19 protein-coding genes are annotated in these 17,756 nt (G+C 66.7%); 13 read left to right on the top strand and 6 right to left on the bottom strand.

All coding sequences use genetic code 11. The features are described from left to right. The first annotated feature begins 7 nt into the window (after positions 1-7). A complete protein-coding gene (locus tag G6N57_RS24500; RefSeq protein WP_077739023.1) occupies positions 8-859 on the top strand; it encodes an SDR family oxidoreductase in 852 nt (283 codons plus the stop codon). A 4-nt stretch (positions 860-863) separates the two neighbouring features. Here the strand turns inward: G6N57_RS24500 and G6N57_RS24495 are convergent, their stop codons facing one another. The 3 genes from G6N57_RS24495 to mntR form a co-directional block, all read right to left on the bottom strand. After that, positions 864-2,081 (bottom strand): SfnB family sulfur acquisition oxidoreductase, encoded by a 1,218-nt coding sequence (locus G6N57_RS24495; RefSeq protein ID WP_077739024.1) that lies wholly within the window; start codon positions 2,079-2,081, stop codon positions 864-866. Then, positions 2,078-3,247, bottom strand: a complete 1,170-nt coding sequence (locus G6N57_RS24490) for an LLM class flavin-dependent oxidoreductase (RefSeq protein ID WP_163646664.1) — start codon at positions 3,245-3,247, stop codon at positions 2,078-2,080. The genes G6N57_RS24495 and G6N57_RS24490 overlap by 4 nt, the downstream gene beginning before the upstream one ends. Positions 3,248-3,320: 73 nt before the next feature. Beyond that, positions 3,321-4,040 carry a manganese-binding transcriptional regulator MntR gene (mntR, locus tag G6N57_RS24485; protein WP_077739026.1) on the bottom strand — a complete coding sequence of 240 codons (720 nt, stop codon included), beginning with the start codon at positions 4,038-4,040 and terminating at the stop codon, positions 3,321-3,323. An 80-nt stretch (positions 4,041-4,120) separates the two neighbouring features. On the opposite strand from mntR, the gene G6N57_RS24480 reads away from it, so the two are divergent. The 6 genes from G6N57_RS24480 to bla all read left to right on the top strand — a co-directional run bounded on the left by G6N57_RS24480 (position 4,121) and on the right by bla (position 10,812). Beyond that, a complete protein-coding gene (locus G6N57_RS24480; protein ID WP_065463534.1) occupies positions 4,121-5,107 on the top strand; it encodes a bifunctional riboflavin kinase/FAD synthetase in 987 nt (328 codons plus the stop codon). Positions 5,108-5,252: 145 nt separating this feature from the next. After that, complete coding sequence (gene rpsO / locus G6N57_RS24475) at positions 5,253-5,522, top strand: 30S ribosomal protein S15 (RefSeq protein WP_003880490.1); 270 nt, start codon at positions 5,253-5,255, stop codon at positions 5,520-5,522. A 10-nt stretch (positions 5,523-5,532) separates the two neighbouring features. Continuing rightward, the gene (gene lppU / locus G6N57_RS24470) at positions 5,533-6,033 is read left to right on the top strand and encodes an LppU family putative lipoprotein (RefSeq protein ID WP_407665951.1); all 501 of its coding nucleotides are present in this window, start codon (positions 5,533-5,535) and stop codon (positions 6,031-6,033) included. Positions 6,034-6,337: 304 nt separating this feature from the next. Then, positions 6,338-8,590 carry a polyribonucleotide nucleotidyltransferase gene (locus tag G6N57_RS24465; protein WP_077739028.1) on the top strand — a complete coding sequence of 751 codons (2,253 nt, stop codon included), beginning with the start codon at positions 6,338-6,340 and terminating at the stop codon, positions 8,588-8,590. After that, positions 8,587-9,909: a M16 family metallopeptidase gene (locus tag G6N57_RS24460; protein ID WP_407665994.1), complete on the top strand. Its 1,323-nt coding sequence runs from the start codon at positions 8,587-8,589 to the stop codon at positions 9,907-9,909. Before G6N57_RS24465 ends, G6N57_RS24460 begins: the two co-directional genes overlap by 4 nt. A gap of 18 nt (positions 9,910-9,927) precedes the next feature. Further along, positions 9,928-10,812, top strand: coding sequence for a class A beta-lactamase (bla, locus tag G6N57_RS24455; RefSeq protein WP_077739030.1), 885 nt, complete (start codon positions 9,928-9,930; stop codon positions 10,810-10,812). Here the strand turns inward: bla and G6N57_RS24450 are convergent. Continuing rightward, positions 10,804-11,274: an Hsp20/alpha crystallin family protein gene (locus tag G6N57_RS24450; protein WP_075924242.1), complete on the bottom strand. Its 471-nt coding sequence runs from the start codon at positions 11,272-11,274 to the stop codon at positions 10,804-10,806. The genes bla and G6N57_RS24450 overlap by 9 nt on opposite strands. Positions 11,275-11,478: 204 nt before the next feature. Next, positions 11,479-12,594, bottom strand: a complete 1,116-nt coding sequence (ald, locus tag G6N57_RS24445; RefSeq protein WP_077739031.1) for an alanine dehydrogenase — start codon at positions 12,592-12,594, stop codon at positions 11,479-11,481. Positions 12,595-12,689: 95 nt separating this feature from the next. Here ald and G6N57_RS24440 point away from each other — a divergent pair, with 95 nt between their 5' ends. Then, the gene (locus tag G6N57_RS24440; protein WP_077739032.1) at positions 12,690-13,202 is read left to right on the top strand and encodes an HTH-type transcriptional regulator AldR; all 513 of its coding nucleotides are present in this window, start codon (positions 12,690-12,692) and stop codon (positions 13,200-13,202) included. 2 nt (positions 13,203-13,204) lie between these two features. Here the strand turns inward: G6N57_RS24440 and G6N57_RS24435 are convergent, their stop codons facing one another. Beyond that, positions 13,205-13,975: an META domain-containing protein gene (locus tag G6N57_RS24435; protein WP_077741682.1), complete on the bottom strand. Its 771-nt coding sequence runs from the start codon at positions 13,973-13,975 to the stop codon at positions 13,205-13,207. A 430-nt stretch (positions 13,976-14,405) separates the two neighbouring features. On the opposite strand from G6N57_RS24435, the gene G6N57_RS24430 reads away from it, so the two are divergent. The 5 genes from G6N57_RS24430 (at position 14,406) to G6N57_RS24410 (ending at position 17,753) form a co-directional block, all read left to right on the top strand. Next, entirely contained in the window at positions 14,406-15,557 is a 1,152-nt protein-coding gene (locus G6N57_RS24430; RefSeq protein ID WP_077741683.1) for an MCE family protein, read from the top strand. A 62-nt stretch (positions 15,558-15,619) separates the two neighbouring features. Beyond that, positions 15,620-16,357, top strand: coding sequence for a 4-hydroxy-tetrahydrodipicolinate reductase (gene dapB / locus G6N57_RS24425; protein ID WP_077739033.1), 738 nt, complete (start codon positions 15,620-15,622; stop codon positions 16,355-16,357). After that, positions 16,354-16,824: a hypothetical protein gene (locus G6N57_RS24420; RefSeq protein ID WP_077739034.1), complete on the top strand. Its 471-nt coding sequence runs from the start codon at positions 16,354-16,356 to the stop codon at positions 16,822-16,824. The genes dapB and G6N57_RS24420 overlap by 4 nt, the downstream gene beginning before the upstream one ends. Continuing rightward, positions 16,821-17,276, top strand: coding sequence for a flavodoxin family protein (locus tag G6N57_RS24415; RefSeq protein WP_077739035.1), 456 nt, complete (start codon positions 16,821-16,823; stop codon positions 17,274-17,276). The genes G6N57_RS24420 and G6N57_RS24415 overlap by 4 nt, the downstream gene beginning before the upstream one ends. A 12-nt stretch (positions 17,277-17,288) precedes the next feature. Further along, on the top strand, positions 17,289-17,753 hold the full coding sequence (locus tag G6N57_RS24410; protein WP_097926480.1) for a hypothetical protein: 465 nt from the start codon (positions 17,289-17,291) through the stop codon (positions 17,751-17,753). Positions 17,754-17,756 lie beyond the last annotated feature (3 nt).

Genomic DNA, 17,756 nt, shown 5'->3' with positions numbered 1-17,756 from the left:
TGCAAGAATGACCAAGACACACAACGGTATTCGAGGCCAGGTAGTGGCGATCACCGGCGGCGCGCGCGGTATCGGCAAGGCGACCGGCGCGGCGTTCCTCCGGGCAGGCGCACGCGTCGCACTCGGCGACGTGGACGTCGGTCTGGTCGAGAAGACCGCGGCTGAGCTCGCCGAGGCGACCGGCGGTGCGGTGTGCGGATTGCCACTCAACGTGACCGACCGGACGTCATTCGCCGAGTTTCTGGATGCCACGGCGGACCGGCTCGGCCCACTGGATGTGCTGGTGAACAACGCCGGAATCATGCCCACCGGAATCTTCATCGACGAGGCGGACGAGATGACCGACCGCATGGTGGCGATCAACCTGCTCGGCGTCCTCAACGGATCGAAGCTTGCGGCGCACCGGATGTCAGGACGCGGCGGTCACATTGTCAACATTGCTTCGTTGGGTGGTGTGAGCACGTTTCCGGGGCTGGCCACCTACTGCGCGACCAAGTACGCAGTCGTCGGGTTCACCGAAGCGCTGCACCTCGAACTCGCCCCAGTCGGCATCGGCGTCACGGCGGTGTTGCCTGGTGTGGTGCATACCGAACTCTCTGCGGGGAACAGTGCGCCCAAGTGGGTCCGACCGTTGACAGACGTGGAACCCGAGGACGTGGCGCACGCGATCGTGGGCGCGGTCGTCAGCGGGCGACCCAAGGTGGCTGTGCCCCGGGGCCTCGGCTATGTGATCAAGGCCGCCTCGGCGATACCCGACAATCTGCGGCGCAAGGCATACCGCGCGGCACATTTCGACACGGCGTTCACCAAGGTCGATGCCATGGCACGAGAGGCCTACCACCGCCGCCTCGACATCTGAGGGCTCAGAGCTGGCCGTGGCGAGGCGGTTTCGTACCCGACAAGGTGTAGTTGCCGATGTGGCGGATCTTCCACCGGGTGGCGTCGTGCAGCGTGTGTGTCCGCGCATCGCGCCAGTACCGCGACAGGTTGCCCGAGGCCGAGGCGCTGCGGGTCCCACCGAACTCGAACAATGCGCTGCCGGCGTCCACCGCCGCCCGGGCGGCAGCCACCTTGGCGATCGCCACCGCGATCGAGGCCGCCGCGGCGCTGTCCTCGGTGAGATCGCCCCGCGCCGTGTCGACTTGGCGGGCCGCCTCGGCCAGCAGCGCCTGCGCACCCCGCACCGTCACGGTCAGTTCACCGGCCACCTGCACCAGCGTCGGGTCCTCGACTGCGCTGGACACCGACGCCTCGAAATGCGGCCGGGCCTTGGCGGCCTGACGGACCGCCTCCTCCAGCGCGGCGGTGGCGATCCCGACGTCGAGGGCCGCATGCAGCAGCTGGGCCCGGGCCCCGTACACCGTGGGGCGCGCGAAGATCGGACTGAATTCGACGACATGCGCGGCCGGCACCTCGACGGCGTCGAGCGTGACGGTGCCCGAGGCCGTGGTCCGCTGGCCCATGCCGTCCCAGTCGTCGACAACCTCGACCCCACGGGCGTCCCGCGGAACGAACGCGATCGCCTTGGGTGAGGCGGCCGTCGGCACCTGTGCTGAACCGTCGGAGTGCGAGGCCCGCACGATCAGCCAGTCGGCGAACAACGCACCGGTGGAGTAGTACTTGCGACCACTTAGGACGTAACCCGTGTCGGCCACCGTGAGTGTCGTGGTGTCCACGTCGACGGGATGCGGTCCGCGTTCGGACTGGGCATTGGCGAACAACGCCCCATCGAGTACCAGCCCGTAGAAGTAGGCCTGCTGTTCCGGGGTGCCCTGTAGTCGCAGTGCCTCCAGGAACGTGAAGTGCGAGTGCGGGATCTGACCGATGGACGGATCGCCGTGCGCGATCAGTCGCAGCACCTCGGCCAGCACGGCGATGGGCACGTCGAGCCCGCCGTACTCGGCCGGCACGGTCAGCGCCAGCAGCCCCGAGTCCTTCAGTGCCTGAACCTGCTCGTGCGGCAGGATCCGGTGCGCGTCGCGGGCGCCGGCGCCCTCGGCGAACGACCTCGACAGCTGCGTGGCGATGACCAGCGCTGACTGAGCCGACGAGATACGGGTGGCGCCGGCCAGATCGGTCATCGCGGCGTGCCGACGAACGGGATCGAGGCGGGCGCGCCCGACTGTGGGCCGCCGCCGAACAGTCCGCGCTCACGCAGGATCGGCACCACACCCTCGCCGAACCAGAACAGCTCCTCCAGATGCGGATAGCCGGAGAAGATGAACTCGTCGATGCCGATCTCGGCGTACTCGGCGATCCGGTCGGCCACCTCGGTGTGGCTGCCCACCAGCGCGGTGCCTGCGCCGCCGCGCACCAACCCGACACCCGACCACAGGTTCGGCGCGATCTCCAGGCTGCGGGCGTCACTCCAGGTGCCGCTGGCGCGGTTGGCCTCGTGCAGGGCCAGCATGCGCTTCTGGCCCTCGGACTGGCTGCGGGCCAACCCGGCCTGTGCGGCGGCCACGGTCTCTTCGTCCAGAGCGGCGACCAGCCGGTCGGCCTGTGCCCACGCCTCCTCGGAGGTGTCCCGCGAAATGGTGTGCAGGCGGATGCCGAACCGCAGCTTGCGTCCCTGCTCCTCGCCGAGGGCCCGGATCCATTCGATCTTCTCGCGCACCGCGGCGGGCGGCTCGCCCCAGGTCAGATACACGTCGGAGTGCCGGGCGGCGACCGGGCCCGCCGCCTGCGAGCTGCCGCCGAAGTACAGCGGCGGCACCGGGGTGGGCGGCAGGGCCAGGGACGCCTCTTCGACGTCGATGTACTCGCCCTTGTGCGTCACGGTCTCGCCCGCCCGCAGCCGGCGGACCACGTCGAGGAACTCGTCGCAGCGCGCATACCGGGCGTCCTTGTCCAGATGGTCGCCGAAGGCCCGCTGCTCATGCGCCTCGCCGCCGACGACGACGTTGAGCAGGATCCGTCCCGGTGCGTGCCGGGCGAACGTCGCCGCCATCTGCGCCGACAGGGTCGGGCTGACCAGGCCCGGGCGGAACGCCACCAGGAACGCCAGCGAGGTGGTCTCCCGGGCCAGCAGCGCCGCGGTGATGAACGCGTCCTCGCACCAGGCGCCCGTCGGGATCAGCGCGCCGGTGAAGCCGAACCGCTCTGCCGAGCGGACGATCGAGGCCAGGTAGTCGATCGAGGCCTCACGGTCGCCACCGGCAGCACCGGCGGGGGTGCCGTGGCCGCCGCCGACGATCAGCCGGCTGTCGCCGTAGGTGGGCAGGAACCAGTGCAGAGAGACAGTCACGAACAGGACATCTTGGTGCCCAACCGGCTATCGCGCACGGGTAAAAATCGCGATGATCTGCTCCCGCGTGTCGTCAGCTCGCGACGACCCAGATCGCTTCGGCCGCCGGATTGCCCAGCTCGACCTGGACGCCGGCATCGGCTCCCGCCGGGTCCCCGGGACTGGCTGGATTTTCTATGGCCACCGAGATCACCCCGGCGAAATCACGCCGCGCCAGCACCCGCACCCGGGAATCGAGGCTGATGCCGACGCTGTCGAAGTACCGCAGCATCTCCGGATCGGCGTCTGAGATCCGGGCCACCGTGCCGGCGTCGCCGTCCTGGCACGCCGACAGCTGCCGGGCCGGCGGGGTGGGAACCTGGCCGTCGGCCGCGGGGATCGGATCGCCGTGCGGATCGCGGGTGGGGTGGCCCAGCTTGGCGTCGATGCGGTCGAGCATCCGGTCGCTCACGGCGTGCTCGAGGATCTCGGCCTCGTCGTGCACCTCGTCCCAGCTGTAGCCCAGCTCCTGGACCAGGAACGTCTCCATCAGCCGGTGCCGGCGGACCATCGCCAGCGCCGCGCTCCGGCCCGCGTCGGTCAGCGTCACCGCGCCGTACTTCTCGTGGTGCACCAGGCCCTGGTCGGCGAGTTTGCGAATCGACTCCGACGCTGTGGACGCCGACACGCCGATCCGCTCAGCCAGCAGTTTCGTGCTGACCTTCTCGCGAGACCACTCCTGGGCTGTCCAGATGACTTTCAGATAGTCCTGGGCAACCGTGGAGAGGTCTTGGTGGTTACCGTCTGGACTCACAGTAGGAAAGTTTAGGCAATCATCACCTGATCGGGGGATCTAGAGCAGACCGTGCCGCCTTCGGGTCGTAGGCTGATTGCGTGCAGCGCTGGCGTGGGCAGGACGAGATCCCCACGGACTGGGGCAGGTGTGTAGTCACCATCGGGGTGTTCGACGGGGTTCACCGTGGACACGCGGAGCTGATCAGCCACGCGGTGAAAGCGGGCCGATCACGCGGAGTGCCGGTGGTCCTCATGACCTTCGATCCCCATCCGATGGAGGTGGTGTTTCCGGGGAGTCACCCGGCGCAGTTGACCACACTCACTCGGCGTGCCGAGCTGGTCGAGGAACTCGGTGTCGACGTGTTCCTGGTCATGCCGTTCACCTCGGACTTCATGAAGCTCACCCCTGAGCGCTACATCCACGAGTTGCTGGTCGAAGACCTGCACGTGGTGGAGGTCGTGGTGGGGGAGAACTTCACCTTCGGCAAGAAGGCCGCGGGCAACGTGGCGATGCTGCGTGCGGCCGGGGAGCGCTTCGGTTTCGCGGTCGAGAGCATGTCGCTGGTCACCGAGACGCTCGATGCCGAGCACCGTGACGAGCGGGTCACCTTCTCGTCGACCTACATCCGGTCCTGTGTCGACGCCGGCGATGTCGTGGCCGCCACCGAAGCTCTCGGGCGTCCGCACCGGGTCGAGGGCGTGGTGGTGCGCGGCGACGGGCGCGGCCGGGTGCTGGGCTTCCCGACGGCCAACGTGGCGCCACCGATGTTCTCGGCGATCCCGGCCGACGGCGTCTACGCCGCCTGGTTCACCGTGTTGGGGCACGGCCCGGTGATGGGCACCGTGATCCCCGGAGAGCGCTACGAGGCCGCGGTGTCGGTCGGCACCAACCCGACGTTCTCCGGCCGGACGCGCACGGTCGAGGCGTTCGTGCTCGACACCGAGGCCGACCTGTACGGGCAGCACGTCGCGGTTGATTTCGTGGCCCGCATCCGGGGCATGGAAAAGTTCGACCGGGTGGAAGAACTGGTCGCGGAGATGAAGCGGGATGCCGACAAGGCGCGCACGATTCTGAGTTCGCACTGACTCGGGATTCAATTCGCGGCTCACCGCAGGATTTAATTCGCGGCTCACCGCGGTGATAGACTTCCTGCCGGTCCGGTGCATGCTGCAGTCCGCGGTGGCTGTGCCGAGAATTTGTTCGCGGGACTGAAATGATGGAGTTACTTTCGTGGCGCTTACTGCCGAGCAGAAAAAAGAAATCCTGAGCAGCTACGGTCTGCACGAGACCGACACCGGTTCGCCGGAGGCCCAGGTCGCCCTGCTGACCAAGCGGATCTCGGATCTGACCGAGCACCTCAAGCAGCACAAGCACGACCACCACTCGCGCCGCGGCCTGCTGCTGCTCGTCGGTCGCCGTCGCCGGCTGCTGAAGTACGTCGCCCAGGTTGACGTGGCGCGTTACCGCTCGCTGATCGAGCGCCTCGGGCTGCGTCGCTGACGCGGCGTCGATGCCACCACTTTCCGCGGCTGCCCCTCTCGGGGCAGCCGCGATACTTTTCCTCGGCGGTCTGACCGCATGCTCGTCCGCGGCGGCCGCGGACATGAAGGCAGGGGACTGCCTGAAGATGAGCGGCACGTACGAGCGCCCGGACGCCAGCCGGGCCGAGTGCGGCAGCGAAGCGTCTAACTACAAGGTCATCTCCACGGTCACCGACAGCGACCAGTGCCCCGGCGACGTCGACACCTACTACTCGGTGCGCAGCGCATTCGATGACGAGACACAGACGCTGTGTCTGGACATCGACTGGCTCACCGGCGGCTGCATGAGCATCGATCCGGAGAACGACAAGGACCCCTATCGGGTGGATTGCTCGGATTCGTCTGCGCCGCACCGACAACGGGCGACCGAGGTTCTCCGCGGGGTGTCGAACGTCGATCAGTGCGCCAGCGGAGTGGGCTACGCCTACCCGGAACGCCAGTTCACCGTATGTGTGGAGGACGTGTCCTAGCTGGCACGGATACGGATTGGGCCGTTGCTGCCGTGTAACATGAGGTCGTTCAGCGGCCGAAATCTGCGCTGAACACAGGTGCGGCACCCGCGATCCGCGGGCGTTGTTCCTGCGAGTCATATCGGGCCCGCCTGGACGGGCGGTCTTCGGTAGTGGCTGCCGGAACCCCGGTCACAGAGTATTGCTCTGGGGGTCCATCCGGCCGCTTCGATCGACGGCCGTAGCCGTATCCAGGGCCCGTGGCGTATCGCCACCGTGACGCCGCGAAACAGTTGAATGAATTCGAAAGAGGCCAACGGACTCTATGTCTGTAGTTGAACTTGAAGACGGTGTGTTCGAATCCACCGCAACCCTCGACAACGGGAGCTTCGGCACCCGCACCATCCGTTTCGAGACCGGGCGGCTCGCCCAGCAGGCCGCCGGCTCCGTCGTCGCCTACCTCGACGACGAGACCATGCTGCTCAGCGCCACCACCGCCAGCAAGACGCCGAAGGACCACTTCGACTTCTTCCCCTTGACCATCGATGTCGAGGAGCGGATGTACGCCGCGGGCCGGATCCCCGGCTCGTTCTTCCGGCGCGAGGGCCGTCCCTCCACCGACGCGATCCTGACGTGTCGCCTGATCGACCGGCCGCTGCGCCCGTCGTTCGTCAGCGGTCTGCGCAACGAGATCCAGGTCGTGGTCACCGTCCTGAGCCTGGATCCGAAGGATCTGTACGACGTGCTGGCCATCAATGCCGCCTCGGCGTCGACGCAGATCTCCGGCCTGCCGTTCTCCGGTCCGGTCGGCGGCGTGCGCGTCGCCCTGATCGACGGCCAGTGGGTCGCCTTCCCGACCGTCGAACAGCTTGAGAAGGCTGTCTTCGACATGGTCGTCGCGGGCCGCAAGGTGGGCGATGACGTCGCGATCATGATGGTCGAGGCCGAAGCCACCGAGAACGTGATCGAGCTGGTCGCCGGCGGCGCCCAGGCTCCGACCGAGGCCGTCGTCGCCGAGGGTCTGGAGGCTGCCAAGCCGTTCATCGCGACGCTGTGCGACGCCCAGGCCGCGCTGGCGGAGAAGGCCGCCAAGGAGATCGCCGAGTACCCGCTGTTCCCGGATTACGAGGCAGACGTCTACGACGCCGTGGCCGCGGTGGCCACCGAAGCGCTGTCGGAGGCTCTGACCATCGCCGGCAAGCACGAGCGCGACGACCGCACCAACGAGATCAAGGTCGAGGTGCTCGAGCGTCTGGGCGACACCTACGCCGGCCGCGAGAAGGAGATCGGCGCGGCCTACCGCTCGCTGACCAAAAAGCTTGTGCGCCAGCGCATCCTGACCGACCACTTCCGTATCGACGGTCGTGGCGTGACCGACATTCGCGCCCTCTCGGCCGAGGTGGCCATCATCCCGCGGGCGCACGGCAGCGCGTTGTTCGAGCGCGGCGAGACCCAGATCATGGGTGTCACCACGCTGGACATGGTCAAGATGGCCCAGCAGATCGACTCGCTGGGACCCGAGACCACCAAGCGCTATATGCACCACTACAACTTCCCGCCGTTCTCGACCGGTGAGACCGGTCGCGTCGGTTCGCCCAAGCGCCGCGAGATCGGCCACGGTGCGCTGGCCGAGCGGGCCCTGGTTCCCGTGCTGCCCAGCGTCGAGGAGTTCCCGTACGCCATCCGTCAGGTGTCGGAGGCCCTGGGCTCCAACGGCTCGACCTCGATGGGCTCGGTGTGTGCCTCGACCCTGTCGCTGCTGAACGCCGGTGTGCCGCTCAAGGCGCCGGTGGCCGGCATCGCCATGGGCCTGGTCTCTGACGAGGTCAACGGTGAGACCCGCTACGTGACGCTGACCGACATCCTCGGCGCCGAGGATGCCTTCGGCGACATGGACTTCAAGTGCGCAGGCACCAAGGACTTCGTCACCGCCCTGCAGCTCGACACCAAGCTGGACGGCATCCCGTCCAAGGTGCTCGCCGGTGCGCTGGCGCAGGCCAAGGACGCACGGCTGACCATCCTCGACGTGATGGCCGAGGCCATCGACACGCCCGACGAGATGAGCCCCTACGCACCGCGGATCACCACGATCAAGGTTCCGGTCGACAAGATCGGCGAGGTGATCGGGCCCAAGGGCAAGATGATCAACTCGATCACCGAGGAGACCGGCGCGTCGATCTCCATCGAGGACGACGGCACCGTGTTCGTCGGCGCCAGCAATGGCGAGTCGGCTCAGGCCGCGATCGACAAGATCAACGCGATCGCCAACCCGCAGCTGCCCAAGATCGGTGAGCGTTTCCTCGGAACCGTGGTCAAGACCACCGACTTCGGCGCGTTCGTGTCGCTGCTGCCGGGTCGTGACGGCCTGGTCCACATCTCCAAGCTGGGGCGCGGCAAGCGCATCGCCAAGGTCGAGGATGTGGTGAAGGTCGGCGACAAGCTGCGCGTCGAGATCGCCGATATCGACAACCGCGGCAAGATCTCGCTGGTGCTCGTCGACGAAGAGGGCGCGGAGAAGGCCGAACCGGCTGACGACGGTGCCGCGGCACCGGCCGAAGCGGCCGCCGCCGAGTCCTGATCACCTCAGCTCGACCCAAGGCGTCTGCACTGAACACCAAACATGTCCGCCGGACAGATCTGCCCGGCGGACTCCGGGTGGTCACTGAGTACATCCCGTCGGTGCGTTCGGCATCGGTCGGGGTCTGGGTGGGTGTCGGTTCCCGCGACGAAGGACGAAGCGTCGCGGGTGCCGCCCACTTCCTGGAACACCTGCTGTTCAAGGCCACCCCGACGCGCAGCGCGGTCGACATCGCGCAGGCTGTCGATGCCGTCGGCGGTGAGCTGAACGCGTTCACCACGCGCGAGCACACCTGCTACTACGCACACGTGCTCGACTCCGACCTCGAACTCGCGGTCGACCTGGTGTCCGACGTGGTGCTGCGGGGACGTTGCGCCACCGAGGATGTCGAGGTGGAACGCGACGTCGTGCTCGAAGAGATCGCCATGCGCGACGACGATCCCGAGGACAGCCTCGGCGACGTCTTCCTCACGGCCATGTTCGGCGATCACCCGGTCGGAAGGCCGGTGATCGGCAGCGTCGAGTCGATCGAGACGATGACGCGCGCGCAGCTGCATTCGTTCCACGTGCGTCGTTACACGCCGCAACGGATGATCGTGGCGGTGGCCGGCAACATCGACCACGACGTGGTCGTGTCGTTGGTGCGGGAGCATTTCGGGCCGCGGCTGGAATCCGGGCGTGCCGCGGTGGCCCCGCGCAAGGGGGCCGGACGAGTCGGTGGCAAACCGTCGCTGCTCGTGGTCGACCGCGACGGCGAGCAGTCCCACGTGTCGCTCGGGGTTCGTACGCCCGGCCGGCACTGGGAACATCGGTGGGCACTGTCGGTGCTCAACACCGCACTCGGTGGCGGCTTGAGTTCCCGTCTGTTCCAACAGATTCGGGAATCACGCGGCCTGGCCTACTCGGTGTACTCGACGGTGGACACCTTCGCCGACAGCGGAGCGCTTTCGGTGTACGCGGGATGCCAGCCGGAACGGTTCGACGAAGTGGTCCGGGTGACCACCGAAGTTCTCGAAGGCGTGGCGAGGGACGGCATCACCGCAGACGAATGCCGAATCGCCAAGGGGTCGTTGCGTGGTGGTCTGGTGCTCGGCCTGGAGGATTCCGGGTCGCGCATGCACCGCATCGGCCGCAGCGAGCTCAATTACGGTGAGCATCGGACCATCGACCACACGCTGGCCCAGATCGAGGCGGTCACGCTCGAAGAGGTCAACGCCGTCGCCCACCAATTGCTGTCCCGCGACTACGGTGCCGCCGTGCTCGGCCCCTATCGTACGAAAAAGGCCCTGCCACAACAGCTTCAGACGATCGCCGGCTGACCCGCTACGCTGGGTCCGATGACCGGACTCTCGCGGCGCAATGTTCTGATCGGTTCGCTGGTGGCGGCTGCTGCCGTCGGTGCCGGTGTGGGTGATGCCGCACCGGCTCTGGCAGCCCCGGTCGATGACCAGATCGCGGACCTGGAGCGCAGGCACAACGCCCTGATCGGCTTGTACGCAGCCAATCTGGATTCCGGGCGGACACTCGCGCACCGTTCCGACGAGATGTTCGCCATGTGCTCGACGTTCAAGGGTTACGCCGCCGCGCGCGTGTTGCAGATGGTCGGACGCCGCCAGATCTCGCTGGACAACCGGGTGTTCGTCGACCGTGAGGCGATCGTGCCCAACTCACCGATCACCGAGACCCATGCCGGTGCCGAGATGACATTGGCAGAACTGTGTCAGGCGGCGCTGCAGCGCAGCGACAACACCGCGGGCAACCTGCTGTTGAAGACCATTGACGGGCCGGCGGGTATCACCGCGTTCGCCCGCAGCATCGGAGATGAGCGGACCCGCCTGGACCGCTGGGAGGTCGAGTTGAACTCGGCGATTCCCGGGGACCCGAGAGATACGTCTACTCCGGCGGCTTTGGCGTCCGGGTACCGGGAGGTGCTGGCCGGTGACGCCTTGAGCCCGCCGCAGCGCCGCCTGTTGGAGGACTGGATGCGGGCCAATCAGACTTCGAGCGTGCGCGCCGGGCTTCCGGAGGGCTGGACCACCGCCGACAAGACCGGGAGCGGGGATTACGGCAGCACCAATGACGTCGGGATCGCGTACGGGCCCGACGGGCAGCGTGTGCTGCTGGCTGTGATGACGCGGTCGCAGGCCGACGACCCGAAGGCCGACAACCTGCGCCCGCTCATCGGTGAGCTGACGGCTGCCGTACTGCCGTCCTTACTCTGAGTGTTCGGCGGATTCGATTGCGGTCGAGCCGTTCTCGGTGCCCTGGATCGCGATCTGACGGGCGCCGGCGGGGTTCTGCGACAACGGCACGCGGACAGTCAGGATGCCGCGCTCGTAACCGGCGGTGATGTTGTCCTCGTCGGCTTCGGCGGGCAGGGTCACGGTGCGCAGGAACGAGCCGTAGGAGAACTCCGACCGCGCGGTGGTGTCGGCGCGCTCTGAACGCTCGGCTTTCACGGTCAGCTGGCCGTCGGCGACGGTGATCTGAACGTCGTTGGCCGGATCGATACCGGGGATCTCGGCCCGCAGTTCATAGTGGTCCTCGGTGACCTCGTCTTCGATGCGCATGAGGTTGCGCTCGAAGATCGGCCGCAGGCTGGCGAACGGGGTGATGCCGGCGAAGAACTCCGAGAGCTCGGGCAGCAGCGGGCGGGGCTGGTGCGCGACGGGCAGGTTGACCATGGGTGACTCCTCAGTCCTGGAACGTCGATCGGAGGATAAGGCCTTGTAACGCTTGCCCTTTCGATCCAAGCACCGGCGTGGAGCCACCGGTCGAATGCGGGGTGAACAGCTCGGGTACGCGCGGCTGCCAGGTGACCCGCAGGGAGCCGAAACGCACATCGCCCGGCCGGAGCGAGCTCCAGCCGGGCGACGGTCGGGGTGGGATCAGGCCAGGACGGTGGCCGGATCGGTGAACGGCATGTCGAGGTCGGCGGCGACCTGCTCGGACAGCAGCGCGCCCTCGTGCGTCGAGAGGCCCTTGGCCAGGGCCTGGTCGGCCTCGCAGGCCGCCTTCCAGCCCTTGTCGGCCAGCTTGAGCACGTACGGCATGGTGGCGTTGGTCAGCGCGAACGTCGAGGTGCGCGGCACCGAGCCGGGCATGTTGGCCACGCAGTAGAACACCGTGTCGTGCACGGGGAACGTCGGGTCGTCGTGGGTGGTGGGACGGGAATCCTCGAAGCAGCCACCCTGGTCGATGGCGATGTCGACCAGCACCGCGCCCGGCTTCATGTGGGCCACGGTCGAATTGGTGACCAGCTTGGGGGCCTTGGCGCCCGGGATCAGCACCGCGCCGATCACCAGGTCGGCCTTCTTGACGGCCTCTTCCAGTTCCAGCGACGACGAGTACCGGGTCTCGATGCCGGCGTTGGTCTCGTTGTCGATCTTGCGCAGCGTGTTGACGTTCAGGTCGAACACCGTGACGTGAGCGCCCATGCCCTTGGCGATGCGGGCCGCGTTGTAGCCGGCGACGCCACCGCCGATGACGACGACCTCGGCCGGTGCGACGCCGGGGACGCCGCCCATCAGGACGCCGCGACCACCCTGGGTGCGCATCAGGTGGTAGGAGCCGACCTGTGCGGACAGTCGGCCGGCGACCTCGCTCATCGGGGCGAGCAGCGGCAAAGCTCCGTCAGCGGTCTGCACTGTCTCGTAGGCGATCGAGGTGGTGCCCGAGGCCAGCAGCGCGTCGGTGCATTCCTTGGACGCCGCCAGGTGCAGGTAGGTGAACAGCGTCTGGCCCTTGCGCATGCGCGAGTACTCGGCCGCGATGGGCTCCTTGACCTTGAGCAGCAGCTCGGCCTCGGCCCAGACCTGGTCGGCCGTGGCCACGATCTCGGCACCGGCGGCCTTGAAGTCGTTGTCGGTGATGGCCGAGCCTTCGCCTGCGCCGGCCTGGATGATCACGTCGTGGCCGCGCCGGGTCAGCTCTGCCACGCCCGCCGGGGTGATAGCCACTCGGTACTCGTTGTTCTTGATCTCGGTCGGGATACCGACGAGCATGGTCGCTCCTTCAAAGGTTGGGGTGCTGAAAATAATTGTGAAGAACCTTCGATAAGTGAGCAATATCTCCGATGAAGATTCGCTAGAGTCGGTCTGTGCATGAAGAATCATCAAACTTGCCGGGGCGTGTGACCCGTTCGCCGAAGGATGTTCGGCCTGAACTCGATGACGTGGACCGCCGCATCCTCTTGGCGCTGCACGCCGACGCCCGGATGTCCAACAGCGCGCTGGCCGACGCGGTCGGTGTCGCCGCGTCCACCTGCCACGGCCGGGTGCGCAGACTTCAGGAGATCGGCGTGATCCGGGGCTTCTACACCGACATCGATCCCGCCGCCGTCGGGCTCAGCCTGCAGGCGATGATCTCGGTGAGCCTCCAGTCGAACGCGCGGGGCAAGATCCGTAACTTCATCGCCCATATCCGCACGCGGCCACAGGTGATGGACGTGTATTTCCTGGCCGGGGGAGACGACTTCATCCTGCACGTGGCCGCGCGGGACACCGAGGATCTGCGGGCGTTCGTGGTGGAGAACCTCAACGCCGACGCCGACGTCGCGGGCACACAGACCTCATTGATCTTCGAACATCTGCGTGGGGCGTCACCGCTGTAGGTTCACTGCGCGCGCAGTACCAGCCCGTTGCCGTCGGCGCCGGAGAGCTTCAGTTCGTCGGCATCGATGGAAGTTTGGACCGAGCCCTTGAGCACCCGGAGCACGGCCTGCTCGACCTCGGAGACTTCCGGAGAGCAGGCCATCCTGGTGGTGGCCAGCGGGCCGAAGTCGATGACAGCCGGTGACCCGGAAACGGTTGCGCGGCCGGTGATCCGGTTGCAACCAGTCGAACCGCTGACGGCGCCGTCGTCCCCGATGACCAGTGTGGGCTTGGACTGCTCGAGAGCGACCGAGGTGCTGACCGCCTGCGCGGACACCAGGCTGGTGACCTGCCAGGTGGTGCCGGTGAGCGGGCGATCTGGGTCGGCCACCTTCTTGTCCCGCAGCGTGACGGTCGCAGCCTCGGTCTGCAACGTGAGGGTGTCGCCCGACAACGACCAGGTTGGCTTGGCGTCGAAGAACTTCGACACCCAGGCGTCGGCATCGCCGACCGGTGGCGCGCAGGCCATCATGGTCATCGCCAGCTGGGTGGTGATCCGGCCGTCGGACAACTCGGCGGAGCCGGAACCGTGGTTGCAGCCGGCGAAGGTGCTGATCTGCTTCCCGTCGAAACCGATCGTCAGCGGTCCACCGCCGGGGATCTGGTCACCTTCCACCCGCTCCGAGATGAAGGTGCGGCCGTTGAGGTCTTCGGCGTCGGCGGCCGCGTTGTCGGAGCATCCCATGAACGCGAGCACGGCGATGGCGAACGGCACCACACGGGTCAGACGCATGGCTCCACCGTAGATGGTGGCTGCATCCACGGGTCGGGCATGCGCAATCAGGCTGGGTGACAGGCGGTTTCGTCGTCATCCTCACTCGTATCGACGTCAGGTGCACATCACTGAGGGATGGGCGGGAGGCGTGCGCGTCCGGCCCGCGCTGCCGCGGATCCAACTCGAGCGACGTTATGTCGATTACTTCTACCCACAAGGTGTGACGCGTGCCTCCCGGTGGTGGGAATTTGATGTTTGCCGCACTCGGGGCCTTGCAGTTGCAGTCGTCTCTGATCGTTTGCGAGAGTTCTGCTCGCTCACTCGCTGACCAACTGGTTGGCCGTGTCAACAGTCTGGAGGTTTGTGCGTGGCCTCATCGCGGTTCCAGCCCGAACGGCGGTTCAAGCACTGGCGATACGATCCGCCCTACAAGACGGCCTGCGCGGGGATGATCATCGTGCTGGTCGCGGTGCTGACGCTGACGTGGATGCAGTTTCGTGGGTCCTTCGAGAAGAGGGCTCAGTTGACCGTGTTGTCGGGCCGGGCTGGTCTGTCGATGGATCCGGGGTCGAAGGTGACCTTCAACGGTGTGCCGATCGGCCGGTTGGCGTCGGTTGATGTGGTCACCGTCGATGACAACCCGGAGGCGAGGCTGACGTTGGACGTCAAGCCTCAGTACTTGAAGTTGATCCCGGAGAATGTGACTGCCGAACTGCGGGCGACCACGGTGTTCGGCAACAAGTACATCTCGTTTTTGTCGCCGTCGAACCCGTCGCCGAATCGGTTGACGCCCGATACGCCGATTCGTGCTCAGGGTGTGACGACGGAGTTCAACACGTTGTTCGAGACGATCACTGCGATCTCTGAGCAGATCGATCCGATCAAGCTGAACCAGACGCTGACCGCCACGGCGCAGGCGCTCGATGGTTTGGGGGACAAGTTCGGTCAGTCGATCGTCAATGGCAATGACATCTTGGCTGATCTGAATCCGCGGATGCCTCAGATTCGTCGGGATACCGCGGGTCTGGCCGACTTGGGTGAGGTGTATGCGAATGCGGGTCCGGATTTGTTCGATGGTTTGACCAATGCGGTGACCACGGCCCGCACGCTCAATGAGCAGCGGGGCAATCTGGATCAGGCGTTGGTGGCCGCGGTCGGTTTCGGCAACACCGGTGGTGACATCTTCGAGCGCGGTGGCCCGTATCTGGTCCGCGGTGCCCAGGACCTGCTGCCGGTCAGCGAGATGCTCGACCGCAACAGCCCGGCGTTGGCGTGTTCTGTCCGCAACTATGCGGAGGCCGCGCCGAAGTTCGCCGCCCAGACCCGGAACGGTTACGCGCTTGAGCTGCACGATTTCCTGATCGGCGTGGGCAACCCGTACGTCTATCCCGACAACCTGCCGCGGGTCAACGCCAAGGGCGGGCCCGAGGGCCGCCCCGGCTGCTGGCAGCCGGTCACCAAGGACCTGTGGCCGGCTCCATACCTGGTGATGGATACCGGGGCGTCGATCGCGCCCTACAACCACCTCGAGATGGGTCAACCGCTGGTGTCCGAGTACGTGTGGGGCCGCCAGATCGGCGAGAACACCATCAATCCTTAGGTCTGATGCCTCTCGGACCGGTCCGAACATCCACGACAGCGCCGGGCAGTAGGCTCCCAACCATGCGAGTTGGTGTTCTCGGGGCTAAGGGCAAAGTCGGCGCGACCATGGTGCATGCGGTCGAATCGGCGGACGATCTGACATTTTCGACCGGCGTCGACATGGGCGATCCGTTGACCCTGCTCACCGACACCAAGACCGACGTGGTCATCGATTTCACCCATCCCGATGTGGTGATGGACAACCTGAAGTTTCTCATCGACAACGGGATTCACGCCGTTGTCGGGACCACCGGATTCACCTGGGACCGCATCGAGCAGGTCGAGGCCTGGCTCAAGGACAAGCCCGAGTCCGCGGTGCTCATCGCGCCGAACTTCGCCATCGGGGCAGTCTTGTCGATGCACTTCGCTCAGCAGGCTGCGCGCTACTTCGAATCCGTCGAGATCATCGAACTGCACCACCCGCACAAGGCCGACGCGCCGTCAGGCACGGCGGCCCGTACCGCGAAGCTCATCGCCGAGGCACGAAAAGGCATGGCGCCCAACCCGGACGCCACCAGTACCGGTCTCGACGGTGCCCGCGGCGCCGATGTGGACGGCGTGCCGGTGCATTCGGTGCGGTTGGCCGGGTTGATCGCCCACCAGGAGGTGTTGTTCGGAACGCAGGGGGAGACGCTGACGATCCGCCACGACAGCCTGGACCGGTCCTCCTTCGTGCCGGGGGTGCTGCTGGCCGTACGCAAGATCGGCGAGCGGCCCGGTTTGACCATCGGCATTGAACCGCTGCTCGATCTGTCGTGAGTGACGGCGCGCGATCGCTGCGCATCCAACTGGTGATCGGCTTCATGTGCCTGGCGCTGATCGTCTACTTCCTGATGCTGGGGCGCACCGCGGTCGTGTTCATGGCCTCGGGAGAGCCGGCGGCGATCGGACTTGGCGTGGCGCTGATGGTGTTCCCGCTGATCGGTGTCTGGGTCCTGTTCACGACCCTGCGTGCGGGTCTGGCGCACCAACGGTTGGCCCGCCTGGCGCGGGAGCAGGGTATGGAGCTGGACGTGAGCGAGCTGCCGACCCGGCCTTCGGGGCGCATCGAGCGCGACGCGGCCGATGACCTGTTCATGACGGTGAAGGCCGAATTGGAAGCGGATCCGGACAATTGGGTTCGCTGGTATCGGCTGGCCCGTGCCTACGACTTCGCCGGCGACCGCAGCCGCGCCCGCGAGACCATGCGCACCGCGGTGCGGATGCAGGAACAGCAGTCGGCATGACCAAGACGCTGCTCGTGGTGCATCACACGCCCTCTCCGGCGACACGGGACCTCCTGGAGGCCGTGCTGGCCGGGGCGCGCGATCCGGAGATCTCCGGCGTGACTGTCGAACTGAAGCCCGCGTTAGCTGCGACGGTCACCGACATGCTGGCCGCCGACGGCTATTTGTTCGGTACCACAGCCAATTTCGGTTACATGAGCGGTGCGTTGAAGCACTTCTTCGATACCGTGTATTACCCGAGCCTCGATCATGTGGCCGGGCGTCCGTACGGTCTGTGGGTGCACGGGAACAACGACACGGTCGGTGCGGCGAATGCGGTCGACAAGATCGTGACGGGGCTGGCGTTGGTCAAAGCGGCCGACGTGCTCGAAGTTACGGGTGTGGTCGACGCCGGAGTCCGGGAACGGGCCTACGAGCTGGGCGGCACCCTGGCCGCAACCCTGATGGAGTGATGGAGGGACGTAATGCCAGGAATCGCTGAACTCGCGCTGGGGGCGGCGCCCATTGCCGGCGGAGCCCTGCTGGGTGCGGCCGCAGGCAATCTCAAGCCACCGGACGTCCGCGGTCTGATCGCCAAGGATTTCGACCTGCTGGCCAAGATCCCGCCCGAGCAGACCGAGCGGCGGGCACGGTTTCAGGCCAGCATCGACCGGCGCATCGACGAACTCATCGAGGCCGGCGACCGCACCCGCGAAATCCGGGAGGCCGCGATGTCCTACCGCGGCAACTGGCGCGACATCCTGGTGTTCGTCTGCGCGCTGCTGTTCACGTTCATCTGGTGGAACGTCAGCCACAGCCGGCCCAACTGGACACTGACCTTCGTCGTGATGATCATCGTTTCGGTGGCTGCGGCCATCTACGCGGGCCGCGGTATCGCCCGCGCGATCAACACCTACCTGCACCGAAACGACGCCAGGCCGTCGGCCTGAGTC

Origin of the sequence: Mycolicibacterium boenickei (assembly GCF_010731295.1) — a bacterium.
In the GTDB taxonomy this organism is placed as follows: domain Bacteria; phylum Actinomycetota; class Actinomycetes; order Mycobacteriales; family Mycobacteriaceae; genus Mycobacterium; species Mycobacterium boenickei.
This window is presented reverse-complemented; position numbering and strand designations above follow the sequence as displayed.